Below are 23,197 nucleotides of genomic sequence, written 5' to 3' on the forward strand. Positions count from 1 at the left end.
ATTGCCTCCTACCCCTTAACACACACGACTTGTTTCAATGTGTAAACCACTTCCACTAAGTCTTTTTGCGCATCCATTACTTTCTCAATGTCTTTGTACGCATGTGGAATTTCATCTATCACTGACTCGTCTTTGCGACATTCCACACCCTGTGTTGCTTCAATTTGGTCTTTCACGCTATACACCTTTTTTGCCTTAGTGCGCGACATGACTCTTCCCGCACCGTGGCTACAGCTGTTAAAGCTTTCAGGGTTTCCAAGGCCACGCACAATAAAAGAACGGGCGCCCATACTTCCAGGAATGATCCCTATTTCATCTTTTTCCGCTCTAACGGCTCCCTTTCGGGTAACGAAACAGTCTTTACCAAAGTGCTTCTCTCGCGAGATATAATTGTGGTGACAATTCACCGCCAACTCCGCCGTCGAAAATGGAATAGGGATTTCTTTGCGAAGTGCTGAAATGGCGTTAATCATCATGATTTCGCGATTTTTCTTCGCATAGTCTTGTGCCCATTCCACAGCTTCAACATAGTCATCAAAATAATCATTTCCTTCAGACAAATAGGCCAAATCCATATCTGGCAAATTGATCTGGTGACGTTCCATTTCCTTTTTAGCCAGCTCAATGAAGTAAGTACCAATGCGGTTACCTACGCCACGACTACCAGAGTGCAACATGATCCAAACTGCATCATTTTCATCTAAGCAAAGCTCTAAAAAGTGATTTCCCGTTCCCATGGTACCCAAGTGGTTAACGTGATTACTCTTTCGAATTGCGGGATGCTTTTGGCAAATTTTTTCAAATCTCGCCTCTAACTTTTTCCACTCTCCTGCAACCACGTCAGGAATGTTTTGCCATGCACCTTTGTCCCTGCCTCTTTGCCCTCGTCTTCCACTTGTTCTTCCATGGGGAACCGCGGCTTCGAATGCACTCCTTATACCAAACAGGTTGTCTGGCAACTGGCTTGCAGTAAGAGTGGTTTTGGTGGCTACCATGCCGCAACCTATATCTACACCCACAGCAGCGGGGATAACCGCATCAACTGAAGGGATGACGCTACCAATGGTTGCCCCCTTGCCCATATGCACGTCTGGCATTACTGCGATATGCGAATGTACCAATGGCATACTGGCAATATTCTTTAACTGCTCTTGCGCTTGCTCTTCAAAAGGCACGCCTTTGGTCCATGCCTTAATGGTTGCCATTCCATCGTTTTCTATAACGTTGTAATTCTTACACATAACGTTTTCCTATATTCTTTCCTTTCAGCAGGGCCACCAATACACAACATGGCAGCCCCGCAGTTACTCTTTGCTTTGCGAACCAACGCTAAGCGATTTTAACCAAGCTGTTAGTTAAGCCTTCTAAACCACCGTATACCGTTAAGCTATCAATGCGGTCAGCGATTTTTTCAAGCGCCTCAAGTTCCTTTAAACGCATTAAGGTTGGGTTGTTTTCCATTACCTTTGCGGTGTTGTGCAAACTTCTTGTGGCAGAGGTTTCTTCTCTGCGTTTAATCACATTAGCTTCGGCCGCTTTTTGCGCCTCAACCACCTGATTCAATATGGCTTTCATTTCACCAGGTAAGATGATGTCTTTGACACCCACATTAAGTAAGGACACACCGATAGCTTTTAGCTGTTGTACGACTAGCTCTTTAACTGTCTCATTGACGTACAACTTATCTAAAAGAATGTCGTCAAGGGTCTTGGTACCCACGGCCTCTCTTAGCGCCAACTGTAAGATCTTGTAGGCATAATCATCGACTTTATCCACACTTTGAGCGACTAGCTCAGTATCATCAATCTTTATGCTCGCACTTAAGTTAATCCGTAAGCTCACGCGGTCCTTACTCAGAATCTCTTGACCTGAGACTTCCAACATCTTTGCCCGGCAATCAAAAGTTTTGAGTTCAACATCATGATTGAACTGCCAATAAGCGTGCCTACCCGGTGAAAGTCTCTTGATAAACTTACCGTCTACATACAAAAGACCCTCTTGATCTTTTGTCACCATAAGGTCGGCTATTGGCTTAGCAGCGACGGTGCGCTCGCTCCTAATCAATCTTGAAGCGCTATTTGCACCTGCTCGATTGATCAGAAACATGAGTTGCTCATCAACTTCTAGATCTTCATCAACAACCAAGGTATCCAATCGGATATCACCGGCATCCTTCCAGAGGTATACATGTTCACTTGGCGCAACAATGCCTCTCAGTAAGTCGTTAACATAAAGCAAACCCACTTGGTTGCTTTCTAGTTTCCAGTGAGAAACGTGTGCTTTAAGCACCTCACTATTGCGATACAAACGCTCGGCATTTCGCTCACTAAAATAGAGCTCATTAATATCGAACGTCACAAAATCATATTCTTTTTTGATATCCCAAATTTTATGCTTTCCTGGCATAAGAACGTCAGTCAGCACTTGATTTTTAAACACTAAAACTCTCTGATTTTCGGTGACTAATTTGGTTACACTAAACATTTTCTATTTCCTTTTTGTTCAGCTTTAAACGGTGTTAGTAAGGGTTAATTACTTGGCAAACAAAGGTGTGAAGCTTTGTAATAACAGGGAGCCTCCTGCTTGCTGTTAATCATCAACCTCTTACGTGTGCTAGCCAGTGGTAATAACAACTTACTAACTGTGTATCTAACATTGTGTTTTTTGGGTGGGACTCGAACCCACAACATCCGAATTAATTGTTCGGAGCTCTACCTGTTTGAGCTACCTAGAATTTAAGGAAGGATTCGAACCTTCGCCGACGGCATTTTTAAGCCGTTGCTCTATCCTCTGAGCTACTTAAATAGTTGTTTGATTAGGCATACGCAGTGACCACTTGCTCAAGCAAGGTCAGAGCGCACCGGAGTGATGTGTGAATCACAACCTCATAATCAGACACTCTATACATATCAAGTCGTGTACCAAACTCTTAAAAGTAGAAATAAAAATTAATAAATAATTGATTAATAAAAATTTATTAAGGATTTATGCTGGTATCCGTTAATCTCTTATAGATTTTCAAAACAGAAAAAAGTAATCTTAAAGATATAAATATATCTACTTGGATACACTATATTGAACAAAAAAACAGTAGCGGTGAGTTTAATCGGCTCACAACTGGATTTTGTGGGGAAGCGCGTCGACCGATGGGCGAGATGGCGTCCAAACGTAAGTTTGTGTAGCCAAGACAACTTAGTGATTGACCAGCTCCACATGCTGCATGACAACCATTCGGAACGTTTAGCGAATAACGTCGCTGTCGATATTGAGAGTGTATCCCCTGAAACAAGCGTGAGTTTGCACAACGTTAACTTCAATGATCCATGGGACTTTGAAGAAGTGTATTCCAAGCTCTACGACTGGTGTCATCGCCAAACCTTTGATACTGATACAAACGACTACCTGTTTCATATCACAACGGGTACCCACGTTGTGCAAATTTGCAGTTACCTGCTTACCGAGAGCCGTCATTTTCCGGGACGACTTATTCAGACCTCTCCCGATAAATACAACAAAAATCGATCGATTGGGCGTACACAGATCATCGACCTCGACTTGTCTAAGTATGACCAGTTGGCGACTCGATTCGACCGCGAGCATTTAGAGGGTAAAGCGTTTCTAAAAGGTGGTATCCAAACCAAAAACGGCGATTTTAACCGGCTGATTAGTCAGATTGAGAAAGTTGCTATTCGTTCTAGCGATCCAATGCTACTCACTGGCCCCACTGGGGCAGGTAAAAGCCAATTAGCCACCCGTATTTTTCAACTCAAAAAACGCCGCTCTATGCTGAAGGGGGATTTGGTCTCGGTAAATTGCGCAACCCTAAAAGGCGAAAACGCGATGGCCGCGCTATTCGGCCATACACGGGGAGCATTCACAGGCGCTCAGAAGGAAAGAAGCGGATACCTACTTACCGCCAATAAAGGGGTATTATTTTTAGATGAAATTGGTGAACTTGGCCTTGAAGAGCAGGCTATGTTACTCCATGCCATCGAGAACAAGTCTTTCCATCCCGTTGGGAGTGATCGCACTGTAGAAAGTGACTTCCAACTTATCGCCGGTACTAACAAAGACCTCAAAGATGAAGTTCACAAAGGAAGGTTCAGAGAAGACTTACTCGCGAGGATAAATCTGTGGACGTATAAATTACCTGCGCTCAAAGAACGAAAGGAAGATATTCCTGCAAATATTGATTACGAGATTGAGGTTTACGCACAAAAGAACAGCCAGCGCGTGCAATTTAATAAAGAGGCGAAGCTAGCTTTTGAAAAGTTTGCGGTATCACCAGAGGCGGTTTGGTCTGGTAACTTTCGCGATCTAAGCTCAGCCGTTACTAGACTTTGCACACTGGCAGACTCTTCTCGTATATCTGTTGATGATGTTGAAGAAGAAATCGAGCGATTACGTGCTTCCTGGCAAACTTCAAGCGAAGCTCTTACCGTAAATCACCTCAACAGGTATTTAACTGAGGAGCAGATAGCAAACCTAGACGACTTCGATATTCATCAACTCAGTTACGTTGTATCTGTGTGTCAACGTCACAATAGTATGGCGTCTGCTGGACGAGAGCTTTTTAACGTGAGTCGCACTAAAAAAGCACAAACCAATGATTCAACGCGTCTACAAAAATACCTCAGCAAGTTTGGTTTGAAATGGGCACAGCTAACAAAAAGCCCGCAGTAATAGCGGGCTTTTTTGAGTGTAAACACGTTTTGCGGCTTTAGAACGGAATATCGTCATCAAAGTCAAAGTCTGGCTCAGCCATAGGCGGCTTAGGTTGCTGCCCACCTTGCTGAGGCGCTTGTTGTGGTGCTTGTTGGTATCCACCTTGATTTTGGCCACCTTGATTGTACCCACCACCTTGCTGCTGGTATCCGCCTTGGTTGTTATTTTGAGGGCGCTGTTGGTAACCACCACCGCCACCTTGTCCACCTTCAGCGCGGCCACCAAGCATTTGCATTTGGTCACAAACAATTTCAGTAGTATAACGGTCTTGACCTTGCTGATCTTGCCACTTACGGGTTTGAAGTTTACCTTCAACATAGATTTGCGAGCCCTTTTTCAGGTATTCGCCAGCAATTTCCGCCAAACGACGGTACATAGTAAGACGGTGCCACTCTGTGCGCTCCTGAACCTGCCCCTGTTGGTCTTTCCAGCTTTCGCTTGTTGCCAAACTCAAGTTAGCAACAGCATTACCGTTAGGCATGTATCGTACTTCAGGATCATTTCCTAGGTTACCCACCAAGATAACCTTGTTTACACCGCGAGTGGCCATTTTTCTTTCCTATATTCTGGTATCAACGACAGCAAACGAATGTCACAAAAGCCTTGTGGCTTTGCATTTGTGGGCTCTCGAAGTACGCTGATTTCTTTACGTATGACTGATATTTTATCGCGAATCAGTTTTGTTTAGCTAGACATATTTGTGTCTAGCGCAAATGCGATACCTATCAAGAAGATGAAGAAAGATAGCACGTCATTCAATGCAAAACCACTGACGAAAGCCTAGGTTTTGCGAGGGTAAAGGGCCGATAGGCCCTCTACTTATTGACGATAATTAGGCGACTTGCTGATTAGCTGTTGCTTTTCTGCCTGTTAGCTTTAGTGCTAACCATGCACCCAACATACAAAGTGGAATAGGCGACACCAGTTTACTCAGTTGTCTCGCTAGTTCGTGCTCAGGGTGTAAGAAGATACTCAATACCCCATAAATCACAAAACAAATACCCAGACTGATGGCGTATTTGTATCCTTGCGTTTTCGTTTTCAACGTTAGAATAAACGCACACAATATACCTGCTATCACACTGAGAATTGCCGTACCTGTACTTAGAAACTCTGAGTTAATCGCCAATTCATTGAGTGCAGCATAGTCTGTTGGCACCTCTGACAAGGTGGTTTGCCATACCGCGGTTAATATTACAGTCATTGTTACGGTGGCCACAATGTACAACACAAATGCAATTGCGACTGGCTTGATACTAAAGTTTTCGTTGTTCATCTTTTAGTTCCTTTAAGATTTGCGTTTATCGCAAATTGATTAATTAAAAAGATGAGCCAATTCCATATTTCTTCGCGAGCTTTCTGGCTTGGTAGGCGAACAATAGGGCAGAACAAATCAGTACAATCGATAGAGCATCTTTAAACAACTTGAAGGTGTCGTAATCAATACGCTCCTCACCATAGGCTGTAAAAATGCCGTAAAAACCAAACATATGACTAAGAAAAACCACAAAAAATCCAATGTAAGCATGCTTGAGTTGACGCTTACCCTCTAATTTTTTGCGCTCATTATCTGTATCGTTTTCTTGGTTTTTTACTATCTCTTGAGTGATTGTTTCTGTTGTAGTTGCATCTACAGAAGACGTCGATGTTAACGCATCAGCATCAAACAGTTCATTGACTGATATTTCAAATACAGCTGCCAAGCATTTTATGCTTTCTTGAGAGGCGACTGATTTAGCTTCAATTCGCTGAACCGTTCGTAAGCTTAAGCCTGTCAACTCAGATAACTGTTGCTGTGACCAACACTTACTTTCTCTGAGTTGTTTTATCTTGTTTGCGTTAATTTTCAATTTCATTGTAGAGCTTCCTCTGTGGCTCGATTTCAAGCTACCAAGAAAACTCAATTTCCTTTACGTCACTTTGTCGTAATGGTTACGTAACCAGTACGACACTTGTTGTAAAACCCTTATAATATAAAGGATTTATTACACGTTGCAATTCGTTGCTACAACTAATATAACGCGAAATTGCAACATGCAAAACCAATAAAAAAGGCTTCGTATCGAAGCCTTTTTGCGTGTATTTCTAGTTCTTCGTTACCACCATACGGTGTAAAAAGCGATGAGCAAACATACCACAGCAATCGATGCCACATTGAAACCTGAAGTGGTTTTAAATTCGATGTCATTAAGGTCAACAGCGTTTTCATTGATACCATTTTTCTCTGCCAGAGAAGTAACAATAGCAAGTACAACACACAACAAAAATACCAACCCCACACGATCGATAAACGGTAACTCTGGCCAGAATTGTCTCAGCACTAAACTAAATACAAACGACCCAACCGCAGCCACCAAACCACCATTGGCGGTAGTTTTCTTCCAAAACATACCAAGGACAAACAACGCGCAAATACCTGGCGTAAAGAAACCCGTAAATTCTTGAATGTACTGAAAAGCCTGGTCAAATTGACCGAGTAACGGCTTAGCAGCGACCATGGCTATAATTAACGCAGTAAAACTTGCGATACGACCCACTTTTACATAATGATGCTGACTTTCGTCAGGACGCTTATCTTTGTATAGGTCCATGGTAAAAATAGTCGACACACTGTTGGTCATTGATGCCAATGAAGACACAATGGCAGCCACAAGTGCAGCAAAAATGACTCCTTTTAAACCTACCGGCATCATAGTCATTAACGATGGATAGGCTTGGTCGGGTTTAGCTAAATCTGGTACCAGTAATACAGCAGCGATACCCGGTAACACTACAATGAGAGGCATCAAGAGTTTTAAGAACGCGGCAAAAGCAATGCCTTTCTGTGCCTCTTGTACACTTTTAGCCGCTAGCGTGCGCTGAATGATGTATTGGTTAAAGCCCCAATACGACAGGTTCATGATCCACATACCGCCAATCAAAACTGAAATACCTGGCAAGTCCACATAGTGTGGATTGTCTTTAGCTAGGATCATATCGAACTTTTCAGGCAGCTGATTGGTAATGTCGATAAAGCCCTGAATAGGCCCTTGACCATCACTGATAAGATTAAGTGCCGTCCACGATAAAAAAAGACCACCGAATATCAGTAGCACGACTTGAATAATATCGGTAAGCGCTACCGCTTTTAAGCCTCCGTAGAGAGAATACGCTAGTGAGAAGACACCCAAGAAAATCATGCCATACACCATATCAACACCGGCTATAGTGTTAATGGCTAGTGCTCCTAACCAAAGTACTGCGGTTAAGTTCACAAATATGTAGACCCCAAGCCAAAACACGGCCATGACTTTTCGTACTCTATGGTCATAGCGCTGCTCTAGAAACTGCGGCATAGTGTAGATTTTGTGCTTAAGAAAGATAGGTAAAAAGTACTTTCCAACAATAATCAGTGTAATCGCTGCCATCCACTCATAAGATGCGATAGCAAGGCCGATTTGATAACCGGAGCCAGACATACCAATAATTTGTTCTGCAGAGATATTTGCTGCAATTAACGATGCTCCTATTGCCCACCAAGGTAAGCTAGAGCCTGCTAAGAAATAGTCGTTGGTATCCTTTTCATGACCGGCCTTCTCTCTGGATACCCACCATGCGATACCAATAAGCGCTATCACGTAAACAGAAAATAACGTGATATCTAACGTTGCAAGTTTCATAAATTGTCCCGAGTTTTTGTTTTAATTTGTGCATTTACTGCACATTGCTGGGGTACAGAAAGATGAATTATTATTGTTATGATTGCTTTTACACGTGTGACGCGCGATTGCTAAACCATAATTAACACATTTTGATGGTAGATATGAAGGGTAATTGTTTGGAAAATGTAAAAAACGCCGACCATTAAATATGCTCGGCGAAAGGGACAACCGTCGTTAAACGGAGGACTTGCAAATTGAGAGCACTCGCTTATGCAAACGCTCCTTGAGTAGCGGTACAAACGTAAACGTCTGCTTTATAGCCAGTTTCGTCAAAATAATTGTATTCAACGACCTGCTTAACTACATCGACTTGATCGGTTGGTACCAAGGCAACAACACAACCACCAAAGCCGCCGCCAGTCATACGCACACCACCAGTTTCACCGATTACCTCAGAAATAATTTCTACTAGGAAATCGATAGGCTTAACAGTAATTTCAAAATCGTCACGCATAGACACGTGAGACTCCGCCATGGCTTGGCTCACAGTAGCAATATCACCATCTTTGAGTGCTTGGGCAGCAGTAAGTGTTCTAGCATTCTCAGTAATGATATGGCGAGCGCGTCGATACACTACCTCTGACATTTCACTCTTGGTGTTTTCTAGCTGCTCGAGTGTAGCGCCTCGAAGTGAGGAGACGCCCAAGATTGACGCACTTTCTTCACACTGCTCTCTGCGCAAGTTGTATTCGCTATCAACGAGACCGCGTTTTACATTAGAGTTAATAATGACAATTTGGTGAGTCGACGGTAATGGCGAGTGTTCGATAGCCAACGACTGGCAATCAAGTAACATAGCCTTTCCTTCGTTACCCATTGCAGATATCAACTGATCCATAATGCCACACGAACAACCCACAAAGGTATTCTCGGCTTTTTGGCCAAGCAAAGCTGCTTGAACACCGTCAAGAGGCAGTTCATACAATGCGCTAATCGCCTTTAAGATAGCGACTTCAAAAGATGCCGAAGAGCTAAGGCCAGCGCCTTGCGGAACATTACCCGTTACCAGTAAGTTTGCTCCGCCAAAATCCGGCAAGGCTTCTTTAAGGACTTTAACCACACCACGCACATAGTTTGCCCAACCTTGTTCGTTGTCAAACTGAATGTCGTCTAACGGAAACTGGTTTTGCTGATTATCATAATCAACGGCAGTGACCAGAATAGTGTTGTCATCGCGCTTTGTTGCAGCCACCCACGTACCAAAGTTAATGGCCGCCGGGAACACAAAACCCTCGTTGTAATCAGTATGTTCACCGATAATATTAACGCGACCTGGGGCATGTACTAACACCTTAGGCGCAGCAGAATAAGTCTGCTCAAATTGTTCGGTAAATGCTTGATTATCCATTGCTCTTCTCATTTTTCTTGTAGTGTACTGTAGGTAATGCTTTCAATCGGTCAGCGGCTTGCTCTGGCGTTAAGTCACGCTGGGCCTCAGCCATCATTTCATAGCCCACCATAAATTTACGTACACTCGCTGAACGCAATAGCGGTGGGAAGAAGTGCGCGTGAAGCGTCCATTCTGGATGCTCTTGTTTGTCGAATGGTGCACTGTGCCAGCCCATTGAGTAAGGGAATGACGTTTCGAACAAATTGTCGTAACGAGCAGTGATTTCACCAATGATAGACGCCAGCGCTTTACCTTGTTCGTCGTTAATATGGTGTAGCGCTTGGACATTAAAGCGTGGCAGTAACAAGGTTTCGAAAGGCCAAGCTGCCCAGTAAGGTACAACAACAACCCAGTGGTCGTTTTGACACACTACACGCTCTTGCTTTGCCACTTCTTGCTCTGCGTAATCTAACAACATAGGGCGACCGTTTTCACGATAGTACTCGCCCAACTGGACCACTTTCTTAGCAGGATCCGATGGAATGTGCTTCTGCGCCCATACTTGACCATGAGGGTGAGGGTTAGAGCAGCCCATCATTGAGCCTTTGTTCTCGAACACTTGCACCCAGGTGTAAAGTTGACCCAGCTCTTCAGTTTGCTCCTTCCAACAATTAACCACATCAAAACGTTCTTCATCTGTCAGTTCAGGAAGAGTTTTGCTGTGGTCAGGCGAGAAACAAATAACACGGCTACAACCTTGTTCGGTCTCGAATCGGAATAAACCAGAATCTTCACCGTCTTGCACTGTGTCTTTCTTCAGTGCTGCAAAGTCATTTTCAAATACATAGGTCCCTGTGTATTTTTCATTCACTTCGCCATTTACACGAGTATTACCCGGACACAAGTAGCAGGTTGGGTCATAAGATGGCTTTTGCTCATTGTTTGGCTCTTCGGACTGACCTTGCCACGGGCGCTTCGCACGGTGTGGAGAGACAAGCACCCACTCGCCTAGCAACGGATTATATCGACGATGCGGATCATTTGTTGGGTCAAAGGACGTTCCCATAATTACTCTCTATTAAAGCCAAATCAAGGCAAAGGTTAAACGTTTACCCTAAATACTATATCAAGGGCGATAGATTATCAATTCTCCAATAAAGAAAATTATTTGTTAAATAATTGTAGTGTAAAAATACAATTACTCACCCTTCAATGAGAACTGGTAGCTAATTACCGCTTCGAAAGGCTTTTCTGGCGTAGCAATACAGTCTGGAAATTCAGGACGATTAGGCGCATCTGGAAAGTGCTGAGGCTCAAGACACAAGGCGCCTAGTTGAGGGGAACTCTGCAAACTGCCCGTGTAGAACTGCATACCGGGTAAATTGGTACGAAGCACCATTTCAATGTCAGTATCAGAGGCATAGACTATGGCTTGAGGTGAATCTGCATCATCTTGGCTCAATACGTAATTGTGGTCATAACCTCCCACCATATCGTAAAGCGGCATACCACTTCGGCTCTGCTCTCCAATGACGGTAGTTGTCGTGAAATCGAAAGGTGTAGTGGCTACATCGACCAATTTGCCAGTGGGAAGTAATGTAGCGTCAGCATCGGTGACTTTGGTAGCGTTTATAAATAACGATGTACTCTCAACCGAATCACTTTTACTCAGTGTAAAGTACGCATGTTGAGTCATACTGATAGGTGTTGGAGCATCGGTTTTTGCTTGCATGGTAAGGGTTAAAGTATTCGTGTCAGACAAAGTATATCTAGCCGTTACTTCTAAGTTACCAGGAAACCCGCCCTCGCCATCTTCACTCGTAAGCGTAAGTTCCACACCTACCTCGGTCTCAGAGTTGATAGCAGTGCCTTTCCACAACTTTTTATGGAACCCCGGTAATCCACCGTGAAGATTATGGTCACCGCCATTTTGGTCTAGGTCATATTGAATACCATTCAACGAAAAGCTTCCGTGACCGATACGGTTTGCATATCTACCGACGATTGCACCGCGATATGAGGGATCTTCCACATAGCCATTAATATCGTCATAAGACTGAACACAGTCGTGTCTATTACTTGTGCTATCAGGTACTGCAATTTGATGAATGATGCCGCCATAGGTCAGTATTTCGACCTGCATCCCTTTTGAATTGTTTAACGTGAACAACTCAACAGGGTTACCTTCAAGTTGACCAAATTCAGAAACGTCGACGTGCATAATTCCTCCAATCCCTGCGATTTAAGCGGTGTGCCTTTAGTGATTATTCGTTCATAGGTCGAATAATCGCAAAGGGTATACGTTTTCTCTAGGTTTTTACAACATTTAAACACATAAGACTTTTATGTTATTTTGTTCTTCTGAGGTACCCTGTTCTCTCAACGCGACTGTGCGTTAAGCGTCTACCAATAACAATAACGAAAAAAATTTAAGTAATGGCCACAATAAAAGATATTGCTCTAGCAGCAGGTGTTTCACTTGCCACTGTGTCTCGCGTTATCAACGACGGACCCAAAGTTGGCGATAAAACCCGGAAACGGGTGAAAGCTATCATGGAAGAAATGGGCTACCGTCCTAACGCAAATGCGCGGGCCTTAGTTACCCAGCGAAGTGCCTCGCTAGGTGTTGTGTTGGCCGAATTACACGACCCATTTTTTGCAATGTTGGCCCACGGTGTAGAGAGCGTAACGCGAAAAAAGAAAGTACAGATACTACTTAGTGCTGGCTCTATCGAAAAAGATACCGAAATGCGCGCCATAGAAACCTTACTCGAGCACCGTGTTGAAGCCATGGTCGTGCACAGTAAAGCGCTAGATGACAAGACACTCGTCGATTTTGCCAATCAGATTCCGGGTTTCGTTCTTATTAACCGCTATATTCCTGAAATAGCCAACCGTTGTGTGTGGTTAGACAATGTTACTGGCGGTAGAATTATGGCCGAATATGCGATCAATCAGGGTCATAAGAGTATCGCTGTAATCAGCAGTAGATATCGTATTGACGATCCAAATCACAGATTGGAAGGCATTCAGTCTGCCATACAACAAGCCAACCTAGCGCTGCCTGAAAGCATGATAGAGTATGCAGCACCGGATCAAGAAGGTGGCGAACTTGCGATGCAAAACCTGATTGCAACAGGCGCCAACTTTACTGCTGTGTTGGCGTACAACGATGCTATGGCGTCTGGCGCTATGACCATGCTTCAAGACCACAATATTGGCGTGCCAGATCAAGTGTCGGTCATGGGCTACGACGACGTGCTGTTAGCTAAGTATTGTCGCCCCAAATTAACCACGTTGCGTTATCCGATTGAGATGATGGCAGCAAAAGCCGCCGAACTCGCCCTCAAATACGCTTCAGGACACAAGCCTGAAGAAGGATTGACGTTCAAATACACACCAACAGTCGTAAAACGTGATTCTCTCACACGGATATAACACATTGCGCTTTCCCAATTTCGTTTTTACAGATTGGTCAAGTTATTCGCAATAACTTATCCCCAGAGCGAGATTATTCGTGATCTTAGTACATTACATGATCACGCTAGATCAATTACGTCTAAAAACACGTAACTCCCTATTAATAAAATACTTATTTAGATCTCAAAATCGCCTCTTGGGATCGAAACTTTCAGAACTGTAACACCTGTTACACAATTACCAACAAGTTGATCCACATTTTATCCACAGGCTTAGGACAAAATCCTCATTGTAATAGCACTAGTTATAATTAGGCGTATTTCAATTAATCCCTTGTGATTTTGTATTCCCAATCCCCTTTAGTGTATAGTCTCGCCCAGCATAACTTGAGTAAGCAGCATGGTAAGAGTATTCATCCTACTGAGTTTGTTGTTTGGAACATTCAAGGCACAGGGCAATGTCGATTTACAAAATTGGCAACAGGGTGCGATTGGTTATCACCTCAACTATTTCCAAGAGGACGATACCCCACTAACGTGGCAACAAGCACAGCGTACATTTAATAGTCGTTCTACATTCCGCAGCGCGGGTCAGTCTCTGTCGCTAGGTATTGGTGTTGCGCCCGTGTGGTTAAAAGCAACGCTGGTCAATAATACTGAAACCCCCATAGATTATCGCATGTCAGTAGAGACTCCGTGGCTCGATTACATCGACACATACTTGGTTCACAACGGAGAACTCGTCGCCCATATTGCTGGCGGCGATGGCTACCCGTTTGACCAGCGACCAATGGCGCACAGATACTATAGCTTTGACTACAGTTATGCCCCCGGGCAAACCGATGTTTTCATCCGTATTGATTCGGCTGGCCCTATGGCGATTCCTATACATTTGTCGCGCACAGCATTGGCCCAGACCCGAGACATTCGCGCAGGATATGAATACGGAGTGCTTTACGGCATTATGCTGGCTCTGGCGTTATATAACTTCATTTTGTTTATCAATATCAAGCAAGCAGAGTTTGGCTTGTATTCCCTTTACTTGATCGGGTTTATAGCGAATAGCTTGTCTTATACGGGACAGATACATGCTGTTTTTACGCCAGATTTTGGGCCCTATTTTCAAGACTGGGTAGATATCTTCTTGATGATTACCTATTCCGTGGTGGGATTATTATTTGCCAGAAAAGTACTTAACACCCAACACTATGCGCCAACCCTCGACAAGGTAACCCTTGGTTTTGCGACTATAATTCCAGCAGGTATGGTCATAGGTGCAGTAATCAATTCTTTGTTCCTATCCATGATATTGGCGTTTTTACTGAACACCAGCTTCGCTGTTTTATTCATTATTTTGGGCATTCGCGCGCTTAAAGCGAGAGTAGACTCTGCCAAGTTATTCTTGGTGTCATCGGTTACAGCGGCTATTTGTATTGCCATAAGCACTGGTGCCGTAGCAGGTATTTTCCCGTTAAATGACGTTACCTTTAAGCTAATCGAGGTGGGAATGGCGTTCGAAGCCGTGGTGCTTGCTGTACTGCTCGCGCAACGCTTCCGAAGTGCACAGCAAGATAAATTAATAGCGGAACACGTTGCCCAAACAGACGAACTTACGCAGTTGTTCAATCGCAGAGGGTTTCGCCAACGCTGCGACCTTGTTTTTGATAAAGACATTCATGAACATAGAGACATAGCGATACTGCTTATTGATATTGACAAGTTTAAGAGTATTAATGATACCTATGGTCACGCTGGTGGTGATGCAGTGTTGGAAAGTGTCGCTAAGTGCATATCATCGCACAAGCGGGGCGACCGTCACATTTATGCCCGATGGGGCGGAGAAGAATTTATTGTGTATCTCTCGGGTGTATCCCAACACGAAGCTGAGAGAGAAGCAGAGAGTCTTAGAGCACGCATAGAAAGTTTGATCACTGAGTTCAGAGGTATTCAGCTATCAGTCACCATTAGCGTTGGTGTGTCTGGTAGTAATGGAATGTCATACAACGGTGAACCTTTATCGATGGTTAGCATCGAAAGTATTATTAATCAGGCAGATATAGCTATGTACGATGCGAAAATTAGCGGCGGCAACCAAATTTGTAGCCAATATTTACTCGTACCAAGCATGGCGTAATAACACGGAAAACCCACATGGAAAGCAGGTTTCAAAAAACATATTTGGAAAAGAACCTTCGTAATTTAGCCTTAATCGCTATGGTAAATATTGGATTAGTGGGGTGTGAAGTCACACCTCCCGAAACTCTGGAGTCGACGCTAATTCCAGAGTCGACAAGGAAGGCGTACGAGTCAAAAATGGCGGAAGCTGAAAAATGTACGCTGTCTTTGAATGAAATCGCTGACACACGTCAAAACAAGCTGTTTACTGTAAATGGACATTCCATCGCACCAGAAAACGTGAATGCATGGCTTGAGAGCACGCTGAATAAGCTTCATGTAGGCGCAACTGATTCTGCTGGCGGTGAGGTGAATGTTTACTTATCGAAGATATTTGTCAACGCTATAGGCAAAACGCTAACCACCAACGTTGTTTTGGATGTGCAACATCGCCAAACACCCGCAGACACTTTTACTGAATTACAAAGTTTTAGAGGACAGAGTGTAACTGTTTATACGCCGGACACATCAAACAATGTAGAAGTTGCCTTAAAGCAGGCTATGCATCAGGCGGTAAGACGTATTAAAACCTCTTACGCACACCAGTGTAATTAACTCAGTGTGCAATTAAGCTTCACTAAATTGATTGCACTTTACCGTTGATCACCATGATACATTGCATCCCCGCGCGCTCAGCGGCTTCTCGCCCAATATTAGTATCTTCAAAAACTACACACTCATTGGCAGGAATGCCCATTAGCTCAGCAGCTTTGAGAAAGGTTTCAGGGTGAGGTTTACCGTTACTCACATCATCAGCAGTGACAATAGCGTTAAGCTGATGATGGAGTCCGTGGTGACTCAAAACATGGTCAGCATGTGCTCTATCCGACCCAGTACCCACAGACATTGGTAGTTTGCCAAGATAGTGCTGAAATACCAATAAAGTGTCTTCGATCAAATCTGGCGTATGGGCTAGCCGCTCGTATTGTGCTTTTTTAAACGCCGCCACTTCTGCAGTGTCATGAGTTTTACCATGCTTTTCATTAAGCAATCCAACCGTATTCACTGTGGGAACACCGCCAAGGCTGTAGTGGTAATCACTGTCGAAAGGGTAACCAAATTCCTCGCAGGTAATTTCCCACGCACTAATATGTGCGCTCATAGAATCAACGAGAGTCCCGTCCATATCAAAGATAATGCCGTTGAATTTAGATAAATCGATCATCAGTCACTCCCTGTCCATTCACAGCTTAAAATGATATTAGTTTGACGAATCAACCACTTGACGAGCGGTTGTCATATTGAAATCACGAGTTACTTTTAAGTATACCGCGTCATGATTACTGTTTAACGTCACTTCTTCGACGCCAGGTTGCCCCATCAAGGTATCGATAATATGGGGGTTAGCCGCACCGCTGTTAATCGCCAGTGTTACTCGCTGTATTCTGCTGACTTCATTCAAACCCAACAACAAGAGTAACCACAATAGTGCGATACCCGCCCCAATAGCGTAAACCATTTCGGGGGAGGCCAATTCTGTGATTACACCCGAAAGCATCCCCCCCAGAAACGCGCCAAAGAATTGGAAACTCGCGTAAATCCCCATAGCAGTGCCTTTTTGACCTGCCGGGGCAATACTTGATACTAGTGCAGGAAAGTTTGCTTCTAAATAGTTAAAGCCGACGAAAAACAAAATACACGCACTTAAGACCAACCACCAGCGCTGGTCTAATCCACTTAAACCACCAAGAGCAACGGCGAGCATGACAACGGCGGTAACAAGATATGACTTAGGTGTGCGCCCTCTCGCCATTCCCATCATTATTACCAACCCCACTATCGACGCGCCTAATACTGGCAAGTAAAGGCTCCAGTGTTCTTCCAACGCTAAATCAAACTTTAGCAGCGTCAGAGGGAGCTGCGTGAACAGTAGGGTAATCAACATGTGAAGCAACAGCACACTCACATTGAGTCGCCATAGTTGGGATGAGAAAAACAGCGTCGATAGCTGACCTTTCTGAGGCAAGGTATCACCGCTACTCACAATGCTGGTTTGCGGTACAACCCAAACAATCAGAGGCATACACAAGAGTGCCAATAAACCGGTAACACCAAAAATCCCCGCCATCCCCCACGCATTAGCGATTAATGGGCCAAGCAAAACGGCAAGGTAAAATGAAAAACCAATAGCGATACCTATCACTGCGAGCACCTTGGCACGCTGCGACTCTCGACTAACGTCGGTGGCTAGCGCCATAATTGCACCAGCAATAGCCCCCGCTCCCTGAAGAACGCGGCCGACGATCATTCCCAGCATGGTATCGCTCATTGCTGCAATGAAGCTTCCTAGCGCAAATACTGCTAGACCTAGCAAGATAACGGGCTTTCGTCCCCATTTATCAGACAACATACCCATGGGTATTTGCAGTGCAGCTTGGGTTAACCCGTAACCGCCAACCGCGAGTCCAACATACAAAGGCGAGTAATCTGGATAATCCATGGCTGCTATAGCAATAACTGGCATTACCATAAACAAACCCAACATACGCAAAACGTAAACCAAAGCTAATGCCAGCGATGTGCGTAATTCCAGAGCGTTCAAACCTTTATATCCTCTTGGCTAATATGGCGGCGAAGTGTAGCACAATTAATGTCAATTTCGTTGTCGACTATGGCATACTGATTCTTTTTTTCGCACTTGAGTATCAATGGACAAAATCGAAGTACGCGGGGCTCGCACCCACAATCTTAAAAATATCGATTTAACACTACCACGAGATAAACTGGTGGTGATTACCGGCCTCTCAGGCTCCGGAAAATCTTCATTAGCTTTCGATACACTTTATGCCGAAGGTCAACGACGTTACGTCGAATCACTATCTGCATACGCGCGCCAGTTTCTTTCCATGATGGAAAAGCCAGATGTGGATCACATCGAAGGCCTCTCTCCAGCGATTTCTATTGAGCAAAAATCTACTTCTCATAACCCTCGTTCTACGGTGGGAACCATTACTGAGATCTATGATTATTTGCGTTTGATGTACGCTCGTGTCGGCACACCAAAATGCCCTGACCATGATGTTCCTCTCGATGCGCAAACCGTAAGCCAAATGGTCGACAAGGTGCTTTCACTCCCAGAAGGCAGCAAGCTCATGCTGTTGGCGCCTATTGTGAAAGCCAGAAAGGGCGAGCATATTAAAACCCTGCAGAACTTATCGGCGCAAGGTTACATTCGTGCTCGCATTGACGGTGAAGTGTGTGATTTGTCCGATCCGCCTGAATTAGACTTACATAAAAAGCATACCATCGAGGTAGTAGTCGACCGATTCAAAGTACGAGAAGACCTAGCGTTACGACTTTCAGAATCCTTCGAAACAGCCCTAGAGCTAGCCGGTGGAAACGCGGTGATTGCCGATATGGACAACCCCGACGCCGAAGAAATCGTATTCTCTGCAAACTTTGCCTGCCCTCACTGTGGCTATAGCTTAAGTGAACTCGAGCCTCGTTTGTTCTCATTTAATAACCCAGCGGGAGCTTGTCCAACGTGTGATGGATTAGGTACACGCCAATTCTTTGATCCGGCAAGAGTCGTCACAAATGATGAACTGAGTTTGTCTGGCGGTGCCATTCGCGGATGGGACAAGCGCAGCTACTACTATTATCAAATGCTCCAAGCCGTTGGCGAGCATTATGGTTTTGACCTCACAGTCCCATATCAAGAGTTAGACGATAAACATAAAGACATTGTGCTCTATGGTTCAAAAGGTAAATCACTGTCGTTTAAATACATCAATGAACGTGGTGATGTGATGGAGCGCAAGCACCCCTTTGAAGGCATCATTCCGAACATGGAGCGTCGCTATCGCGAAACTGAATCCAACGCAGTGCGTGAAGAGCTTGCCAAGTTCTTGAGTCAGCAGCCTTGTAACAGTTGTAATGGCACGCGATTGAGAGTAGAAGCTCGCAACGTATTCATTGCCGATACGCCGCTGCCAACAGTCACAGATATGTCCATCGCTGACGCTTTTGCCTTCTTTGACACGCTAAACCTAGAAGGGCAAAAAGCACAAATAGCGGAGAAGATCCTCAAAGAAATTCTCGATCGTCTGCGATTCTTAGTCAACGTGGGATTAAACTATCTCACTATGTCACGCAGTGCGGATACATTGTCAGGTGGTGAGGCGCAGCGCATTCGACTCGCCAGCCAAATCGGCGCTGGTTTAGTGGGCGTGATGTACGTGTTAGATGAACCCTCCATTGGTTTGCACCAGCGAGACAACGAAAGATTACTCAAAACACTGACTCACCTACGGGATTTAGGTAACACTGTACTCGTAGTAGAGCACGATGAAGACGCTATTCGCGAAGCGGATTTTATTGTGGATATTGGCCCAGGCGCGGGCGTTCACGGTGGCGAAATAATTGCTCAAGGCTCTCTTGATGATATAAAGAACAGTGAAGATTCACTCACTGGAAAGTATTTGTCCGGCAGAGAAAAAATTGAGGTTCCCACGCAAAGAACACCGCTGAAAGATGATAAGTGGTTGTCACTCACTGGGGCCAGTGGAAACAACTTAAAGAATGTTGATCTAAACATTCCCATCGGTTTAATGACGTGTATTACTGGCGTATCTGGTTCGGGAAAATCTACTCTAATCAATGATACGCTCTACAAGATTGCCCATACAGTGCTTAACAAAGCAACCACTGCTGAACCATCACCTTACACTGATATTCAAGGGCTAGATCAACTCGACAAAGTCGTCGATATAGACCAAAGCCCTATTGGCCGCACACCGCGTTCTAACCCTGCAACGTATGCAGGTATTTTCACGCCAATTCGCGAACTCTTTGCTGGCACTCAAGAAGCCCGCTCTAGAGGCTATAAGCCAGGCCGTTTTAGCTTTAACGTTAAAGGCGGACGTTGTGAAGCCTGTCAGGGTGACGGTGTAATCAAAGTTGAAATGCACTTCTTACCCGACGTTTACGTACCTTGTGATGTGTGTCACGGTAAGCGTTACAACCGAGAAACCCTAGAGGTAAAATACAAGGACAAAAGCATTCACGAAGTATTGGAAATGACGGTAGAAGACGCTCGACAATTCTTCGATCCCATTCCTTCCATTGCCAGAAAACTGCAAACGCTGATGGATGTTGGACTCTCCTATATCCGACTTGGTCAAGCTGCTACTACCCTGTCGGGTGGTGAAGCGCAACGTGTGAAATTAGCAAAAGAGCTTTCTAAACGGGATACCGGACAAACTCTGTATATCCTTGATGAGCCCACCACAGGACTTCATTTCCACGACATTAAGCAGTTACTTGCGGTACTTCACAGACTAAGAGATCACGGTAATACCGTGGTTGTCATAGAACACAATCTAGACGTGGTAAAAACCGCTGATTGGCTGGTAGATTTGGGGCCTGAAGGGGGATCAGGTGGCGGCCAAATTATTGCCCAAGGAACGCCGGAAACCATCGCTGAAAGTGACATTTCACATACTGGACGCTTCCTAAAGCCATTATTAGAACAACAATAAGGTAGCCGATATGAGCACCCCGATGGAAATGACCTTTGACGTAAGGTTTTACGAAACAGACGCACTTGCCCACGTCAGTAACACCGCGCTGGTAGGCTGGTTCGAAGCGGCTAGAGAGCCTGTATTTCGCATGTTCAACCCCACGCTAGATTTACAAAACTGGCCACTTATTTTGGCCAGCTACAAAGTAGATTTTCTGGCGCAGATTTTCTACGGCAAACCAGTGACCGTTAAGTCCTTTGTGAGTCGTTTGGGGAGTAGTTCTTTCGACGTATACCAAGAGCTTTGGCAGAACGACATCATGTGTGCCACAGGGGTTACCACCATGGTTCACTTTGACTACGAAACCCAGCGTTCATCGCCCATTCCAGATGATGTGAAGCTGCAACTAGAAGCACATAAAAAAGAAATCGATAATGACTGATTTTATAGAAGTTATCGATAATGTTCTGTCACCGGAACTGTGCAATAAAATTATCGAGCGATTTGAGCAAAGCCCGAACATGACTCAAGGTGTTACGGGTGGTGGTGTTGATCTGGACAAAAAGCGCAGCACTGATGTGCAGTTCAGTCATAACCCAGAATTTCATGACTTAATACCACCAGTCATGAAATATACCGGTGAACAGTTAATCAAGTATATCGAGAAATATTACTACGCTTTGGTAGGCCCAATTGGGCTTACGGTAAAACACCCTAAAACTGGCGAACCGGTAAAACTCACTGGCGACAATTTCGAAGAAGTCGGCAAGCCCAATTTAGGCGGGTTGATGAAGTATCTATTTCGCTTGGGCAAAGTAAACGCGCAGCGTTACACCGCCGGTGAGGGCGGCTACCCTTATTGGCATTCCGAAGTTTATCCTCAACATCCGCATAATGACGCGCTGCATCGCATTTTGCTATTTATGTTCTACTTGAACGATGTTGAGGAAGGTGGCGAAACAGAATTTATTTATCAAAATAAGTCTGTAAAGCCTAAAGCGGGGACTATGGTTATTGCCCCGGCCTATTTTACCCATACTCACAGGGGTAATATTACGGTGAGTAACGATAAGTACATTCTCACGTCATGGTTGTTGTTCAACCCTGCAGACCGTATTTACTCACCGCCTCCTGCACGCTAGTGCTCTCGCCACCGCTTGTTTTACTAGCGGTGGTATAGGCAACTTAAAACGCCTCAACAGCCTCGCCCGAAAGTCGATATCCAACTGACGCTATATCACCTTTCCAGCCTTCTGTAGACATTTCACCGGTTACCCAAATCGCATCATAAAGATTATCTATGGAGATTCCCTCTTCAAAAGTCACATGCACAATTTGATTAGAAGGTGGAGGGGGTACGTGAACACAAGCCCCAAAAAAGGGTACCAATAGAAATTCCGTAATTTTATCTGCATCACCTTCTAGCGGTACAACAAACCCCGGTACTTTTACTCGCATACCGTCATACTTTTCAACCACAGGCGCATTGGGTTGAAGTTGCGTCATTTGACTGTCGTGTTGCATGAGGGGAGCGGTAAGTTCATTGAAACCCTCTGGAACGAGATCTTCCCAATACACTTCAACAGCAGCGTCGTCACTCATAACGCCAGTATGGAAAAACAAGAAAAATGCTAAAAAGCCTGTCGTAATACTATTTTTTATTCTTTGCATGAATCTATAAAACCTATCTGCAACGCACCAACTAAAAAGGGTTCGCGACTACGAACCCTTTAATACGTTGAAGTGCTGTGTAAGGGTTAGTTACCGTAAAACGCTACCTTCCCTTACTATACACATGAGAGTAAAAATTACTCTGCTTCGTAGCGTGCAACACTTGCAGTAATTTCTTCTTTCGCTGCGGCAGCGTCTGCCCAGCCATCTACCTTAACCCATTTACCTGGCTCAAGATCTTTGTAGTGCTCAAAGAAGTGCTCGATTTGCTTAAGTAGCAAAGGCTCAACGTCAGAGATTTCTTTAACGCCACGGTAAATTGTTGAAAGCTTGTCTACTGGAACCGCAAGCACCTTCGCGTCTTTACCAGATTCGTCAGTCATGTTTAAAACGCCAACTGGGCGACAGCGAATAACAGAGCCAGCAAGAAGTGGGAACGGAGTGATTACTAATACGTCGACTGGGTCACCGTCTTCAGACAGTGTATTTGGCACATAACCATAGTTAGTTGGGTAGTGCATACAAGTTGCCATGAAACGGTCAACAAAAATAGCACCCGAGTCTTTGTCTACTTCGTATTTCACTGGGTCTGCGTGGGCAGGAATTTCAATGATTACATTTACTTCTTCTGGCAGGTTTTTGCCTGCAGGAACAGCATTCAAGCTCATTCTAATGTCCTTTCAATAATAACTAATTCAGTTGGCCGTAAGTATA

At 44.5% G+C, this 23,197-nt stretch carries 20 protein-coding genes and 1 tRNA gene; 7 read left to right on the forward strand and 14 right to left on the reverse strand.

The window, feature by feature from the left end:
* Window positions 1–8: 8 nt before the first annotated feature.
* From EYS00_RS12115 to EYS00_RS12130, 3 genes are all read right to left on the reverse strand, one after another.
* Window positions 9–1,241 carry an RtcB family protein gene (locus EYS00_RS12115; RefSeq protein WP_130636914.1) on the reverse strand — a complete coding sequence of 411 codons (1,233 nt, stop codon included), beginning with the start codon at window positions 1,239–1,241 and terminating at the stop codon, window positions 9–11.
* An 88-nt stretch (window positions 1,242–1,329) separates the two neighbouring features.
* The gene (locus EYS00_RS12120; RefSeq protein WP_130636916.1) at window positions 1,330–2,484 is read right to left on the reverse strand and encodes a slipin family protein; all 1,155 of its coding nucleotides are present in this window, start codon (window positions 2,482–2,484) and stop codon (window positions 1,330–1,332) included.
* A gap of 248 nt (window positions 2,485–2,732) precedes the next feature.
* Window positions 2,733–2,805 (reverse strand) — tRNA-Phe (locus tag EYS00_RS12130).
* Window positions 2,806–3,075: 270 nt separating this feature from the next.
* Here EYS00_RS12130 and rtcR point away from each other — a divergent pair.
* Complete coding sequence (gene rtcR / locus EYS00_RS12135; RefSeq protein ID WP_130636918.1) at window positions 3,076–4,683, forward strand: RNA repair transcriptional activator RtcR; 1,608 nt, start codon at window positions 3,076–3,078, stop codon at window positions 4,681–4,683.
* A gap of 37 nt (window positions 4,684–4,720) precedes the next feature.
* Here rtcR and EYS00_RS12140 read toward each other — a convergent pair whose 3' ends face one another.
* The 7 genes from EYS00_RS12140 to EYS00_RS12170 form a co-directional block, all read right to left on the reverse strand.
* Entirely contained in the window at window positions 4,721–5,275 is a 555-nt protein-coding gene (locus EYS00_RS12140) for a single-stranded DNA-binding protein (RefSeq protein WP_130636920.1), read from the reverse strand.
* Window positions 5,276–5,557: 282 nt separating this feature from the next.
* Complete coding sequence (locus EYS00_RS12145) at window positions 5,558–6,001, reverse strand: hypothetical protein (RefSeq protein WP_130636922.1); 444 nt, start codon at window positions 5,999–6,001, stop codon at window positions 5,558–5,560.
* A gap of 43 nt (window positions 6,002–6,044) precedes the next feature.
* Entirely contained in the window at window positions 6,045–6,581 is a 537-nt protein-coding gene (locus tag EYS00_RS12150; protein ID WP_130636924.1) for a helix-turn-helix transcriptional regulator, read from the reverse strand.
* Window positions 6,582–6,821: 240 nt separating this feature from the next.
* On the reverse strand, window positions 6,822–8,384 hold the full coding sequence (locus tag EYS00_RS12155; protein WP_130636926.1) for a sodium/sugar symporter: 1,563 nt from the start codon (window positions 8,382–8,384) through the stop codon (window positions 6,822–6,824).
* Between the two features lie 250 nt (window positions 8,385–8,634).
* Window positions 8,635–9,774, reverse strand: a complete 1,140-nt coding sequence (gene galK / locus EYS00_RS12160) for a galactokinase (RefSeq protein ID WP_130636929.1) — start codon at window positions 9,772–9,774, stop codon at window positions 8,635–8,637.
* Window positions 9,767–10,822: a UDP-glucose--hexose-1-phosphate uridylyltransferase gene (locus EYS00_RS12165; protein ID WP_130636931.1), complete on the reverse strand. Its 1,056-nt coding sequence runs from the start codon at window positions 10,820–10,822 to the stop codon at window positions 9,767–9,769. The genes galK and EYS00_RS12165 overlap by 8 nt, the downstream gene beginning before the upstream one ends.
* A gap of 132 nt (window positions 10,823–10,954) precedes the next feature.
* Window positions 10,955–11,977, reverse strand: coding sequence for an aldose epimerase family protein (locus EYS00_RS12170; protein ID WP_130636933.1), 1,023 nt, complete (start codon window positions 11,975–11,977; stop codon window positions 10,955–10,957).
* A gap of 215 nt (window positions 11,978–12,192) precedes the next feature.
* On the opposite strand from EYS00_RS12170, the gene EYS00_RS12175 reads away from it, so the two are divergent.
* From EYS00_RS12175 to EYS00_RS12185, 3 genes are all read left to right on the forward strand, one after another.
* Complete coding sequence (locus tag EYS00_RS12175) at window positions 12,193–13,194, forward strand: LacI family DNA-binding transcriptional regulator (RefSeq protein WP_130636935.1); 1,002 nt, start codon at window positions 12,193–12,195, stop codon at window positions 13,192–13,194.
* 381 nt (window positions 13,195–13,575) lie between these two features.
* Entirely contained in the window at window positions 13,576–15,309 is a 1,734-nt protein-coding gene (locus EYS00_RS12180) for a diguanylate cyclase (RefSeq protein ID WP_130636938.1), read from the forward strand.
* A gap of 17 nt (window positions 15,310–15,326) precedes the next feature.
* Window positions 15,327–15,905 (forward strand): hypothetical protein, encoded by a 579-nt coding sequence (locus tag EYS00_RS12185; RefSeq protein ID WP_130636940.1) that lies wholly within the window; start codon window positions 15,327–15,329, stop codon window positions 15,903–15,905.
* Between the two features lie 22 nt (window positions 15,906–15,927).
* Here EYS00_RS12185 and EYS00_RS12190 read toward each other — a convergent pair whose 3' ends face one another.
* Window positions 15,928–16,515: a beta-phosphoglucomutase family hydrolase gene (locus tag EYS00_RS12190; protein WP_130636942.1), complete on the reverse strand. Its 588-nt coding sequence runs from the start codon at window positions 16,513–16,515 to the stop codon at window positions 15,928–15,930.
* A 36-nt stretch (window positions 16,516–16,551) separates the two neighbouring features.
* Complete coding sequence (locus EYS00_RS12195; protein WP_130636944.1) at window positions 16,552–17,892, reverse strand: MFS transporter; 1,341 nt, start codon at window positions 17,890–17,892, stop codon at window positions 16,552–16,554.
* Between the two features lie 106 nt (window positions 17,893–17,998).
* Between EYS00_RS12195 and uvrA the strand changes: the two genes are divergently transcribed.
* The 3 genes from uvrA to EYS00_RS12210 are packed head-to-tail and all read left to right on the forward strand — an operon-like array spanning window position 17,999 to window position 21,954.
* Complete coding sequence (gene uvrA / locus EYS00_RS12200; protein WP_130636946.1) at window positions 17,999–20,830, forward strand: excinuclease ABC subunit UvrA; 2,832 nt, start codon at window positions 17,999–18,001, stop codon at window positions 20,828–20,830.
* A gap of 10 nt (window positions 20,831–20,840) precedes the next feature.
* Entirely contained in the window at window positions 20,841–21,254 is a 414-nt protein-coding gene (locus EYS00_RS12205; RefSeq protein WP_181412800.1) for a thioesterase family protein, read from the forward strand.
* Window positions 21,247–21,954 (forward strand): 2OG-Fe(II) oxygenase, encoded by a 708-nt coding sequence (locus tag EYS00_RS12210; RefSeq protein WP_130636948.1) that lies wholly within the window; start codon window positions 21,247–21,249, stop codon window positions 21,952–21,954. The genes EYS00_RS12205 and EYS00_RS12210 overlap by 8 nt, the downstream gene beginning before the upstream one ends.
* A gap of 43 nt (window positions 21,955–21,997) precedes the next feature.
* Here the strand turns inward: EYS00_RS12210 and EYS00_RS12215 are convergent, their stop codons facing one another.
* Window positions 21,998–22,414, reverse strand: coding sequence for a DUF3299 domain-containing protein (locus tag EYS00_RS12215; protein ID WP_373995570.1), 417 nt, complete (start codon window positions 22,412–22,414; stop codon window positions 21,998–22,000).
* Between the two features lie 206 nt (window positions 22,415–22,620).
* Window positions 22,621–23,151, reverse strand: coding sequence for an inorganic diphosphatase (ppa, locus tag EYS00_RS12220; protein ID WP_130636953.1), 531 nt, complete (start codon window positions 23,149–23,151; stop codon window positions 22,621–22,623).
* Between the last annotated feature and the right edge of the window lie 46 nt (window positions 23,152–23,197).

The sequence above is a fragment of the Alteromonas sp. KUL49 genome, assembly GCF_006538345.1.
Taxonomy (GTDB): Bacteria; Pseudomonadota; Gammaproteobacteria; order Enterobacterales; family Alteromonadaceae; genus Alteromonas.

Bases quoted from the DNA above. Each gene is read 5' to 3' on its own strand.
- EYS00_RS12120 (WP_130636916.1), bottom strand. From the start codon at position 2,484: ATGTTTAGTGTAACCAAATTAGTCACCGAAAATCAGAGAGTTTTAGTG.
- EYS00_RS12175 (WP_130636935.1), top strand. From the start codon at position 12,193: ATGGCCACAATAAAAGATATTGCTCTAGCAGCAGGTGTTTCACTTGCC.
- EYS00_RS12115 (WP_130636914.1), bottom strand. From the start codon at position 1,241: ATGTGTAAGAATTACAACGTTATAGAAAACGATGGAATGGCAACCATT.
- EYS00_RS12215 (WP_373995570.1), bottom strand. From the start codon at position 22,414: ATGAGTGACGACGCTGCTGTTGAAGTGTATTGGGAAGATCTCGTTCCA.
- EYS00_RS12165 (WP_130636931.1), bottom strand. From the start codon at position 10,822: ATGGGAACGTCCTTTGACCCAACAAATGATCCGCATCGTCGATATAAT.
- ppa (WP_130636953.1), bottom strand. From the start codon at position 23,151: ATGAGCTTGAATGCTGTTCCTGCAGGCAAAAACCTGCCAGAAGAAGTA.
- EYS00_RS12190 (WP_130636942.1), bottom strand. From the start codon at position 16,515: ATGATCGATTTATCTAAATTCAACGGCATTATCTTTGATATGGACGGG.
- EYS00_RS12185 (WP_130636940.1), top strand. From the start codon at position 15,327: ATGGAAAGCAGGTTTCAAAAAACATATTTGGAAAAGAACCTTCGTAAT.
- EYS00_RS12145 (WP_130636922.1), bottom strand. From the start codon at position 6,001: ATGAACAACGAAAACTTTAGTATCAAGCCAGTCGCAATTGCATTTGTG.
- galK (WP_130636929.1), bottom strand. From the start codon at position 9,774: ATGGATAATCAAGCATTTACCGAACAATTTGAGCAGACTTATTCTGCT.
- EYS00_RS12140 (WP_130636920.1), bottom strand. From the start codon at position 5,275: ATGGCCACTCGCGGTGTAAACAAGGTTATCTTGGTGGGTAACCTAGGA.
- uvrA (WP_130636946.1), top strand. From the start codon at position 17,999: ATGGACAAAATCGAAGTACGCGGGGCTCGCACCCACAATCTTAAAAAT.
- EYS00_RS12210 (WP_130636948.1), top strand. From the start codon at position 21,247: ATGACTGATTTTATAGAAGTTATCGATAATGTTCTGTCACCGGAACTG.
- EYS00_RS12180 (WP_130636938.1), top strand. From the start codon at position 13,576: ATGGTAAGAGTATTCATCCTACTGAGTTTGTTGTTTGGAACATTCAAG.
- EYS00_RS12155 (WP_130636926.1), bottom strand. From the start codon at position 8,384: ATGAAACTTGCAACGTTAGATATCACGTTATTTTCTGTTTACGTGATA.
- EYS00_RS12150 (WP_130636924.1), bottom strand. From the start codon at position 6,581: ATGAAATTGAAAATTAACGCAAACAAGATAAAACAACTCAGAGAAAGT.
- EYS00_RS12205 (WP_181412800.1), top strand. From the start codon at position 20,841: ATGAGCACCCCGATGGAAATGACCTTTGACGTAAGGTTTTACGAAACA.
- EYS00_RS12170 (WP_130636933.1), bottom strand. From the start codon at position 11,977: ATGCACGTCGACGTTTCTGAATTTGGTCAACTTGAAGGTAACCCTGTT.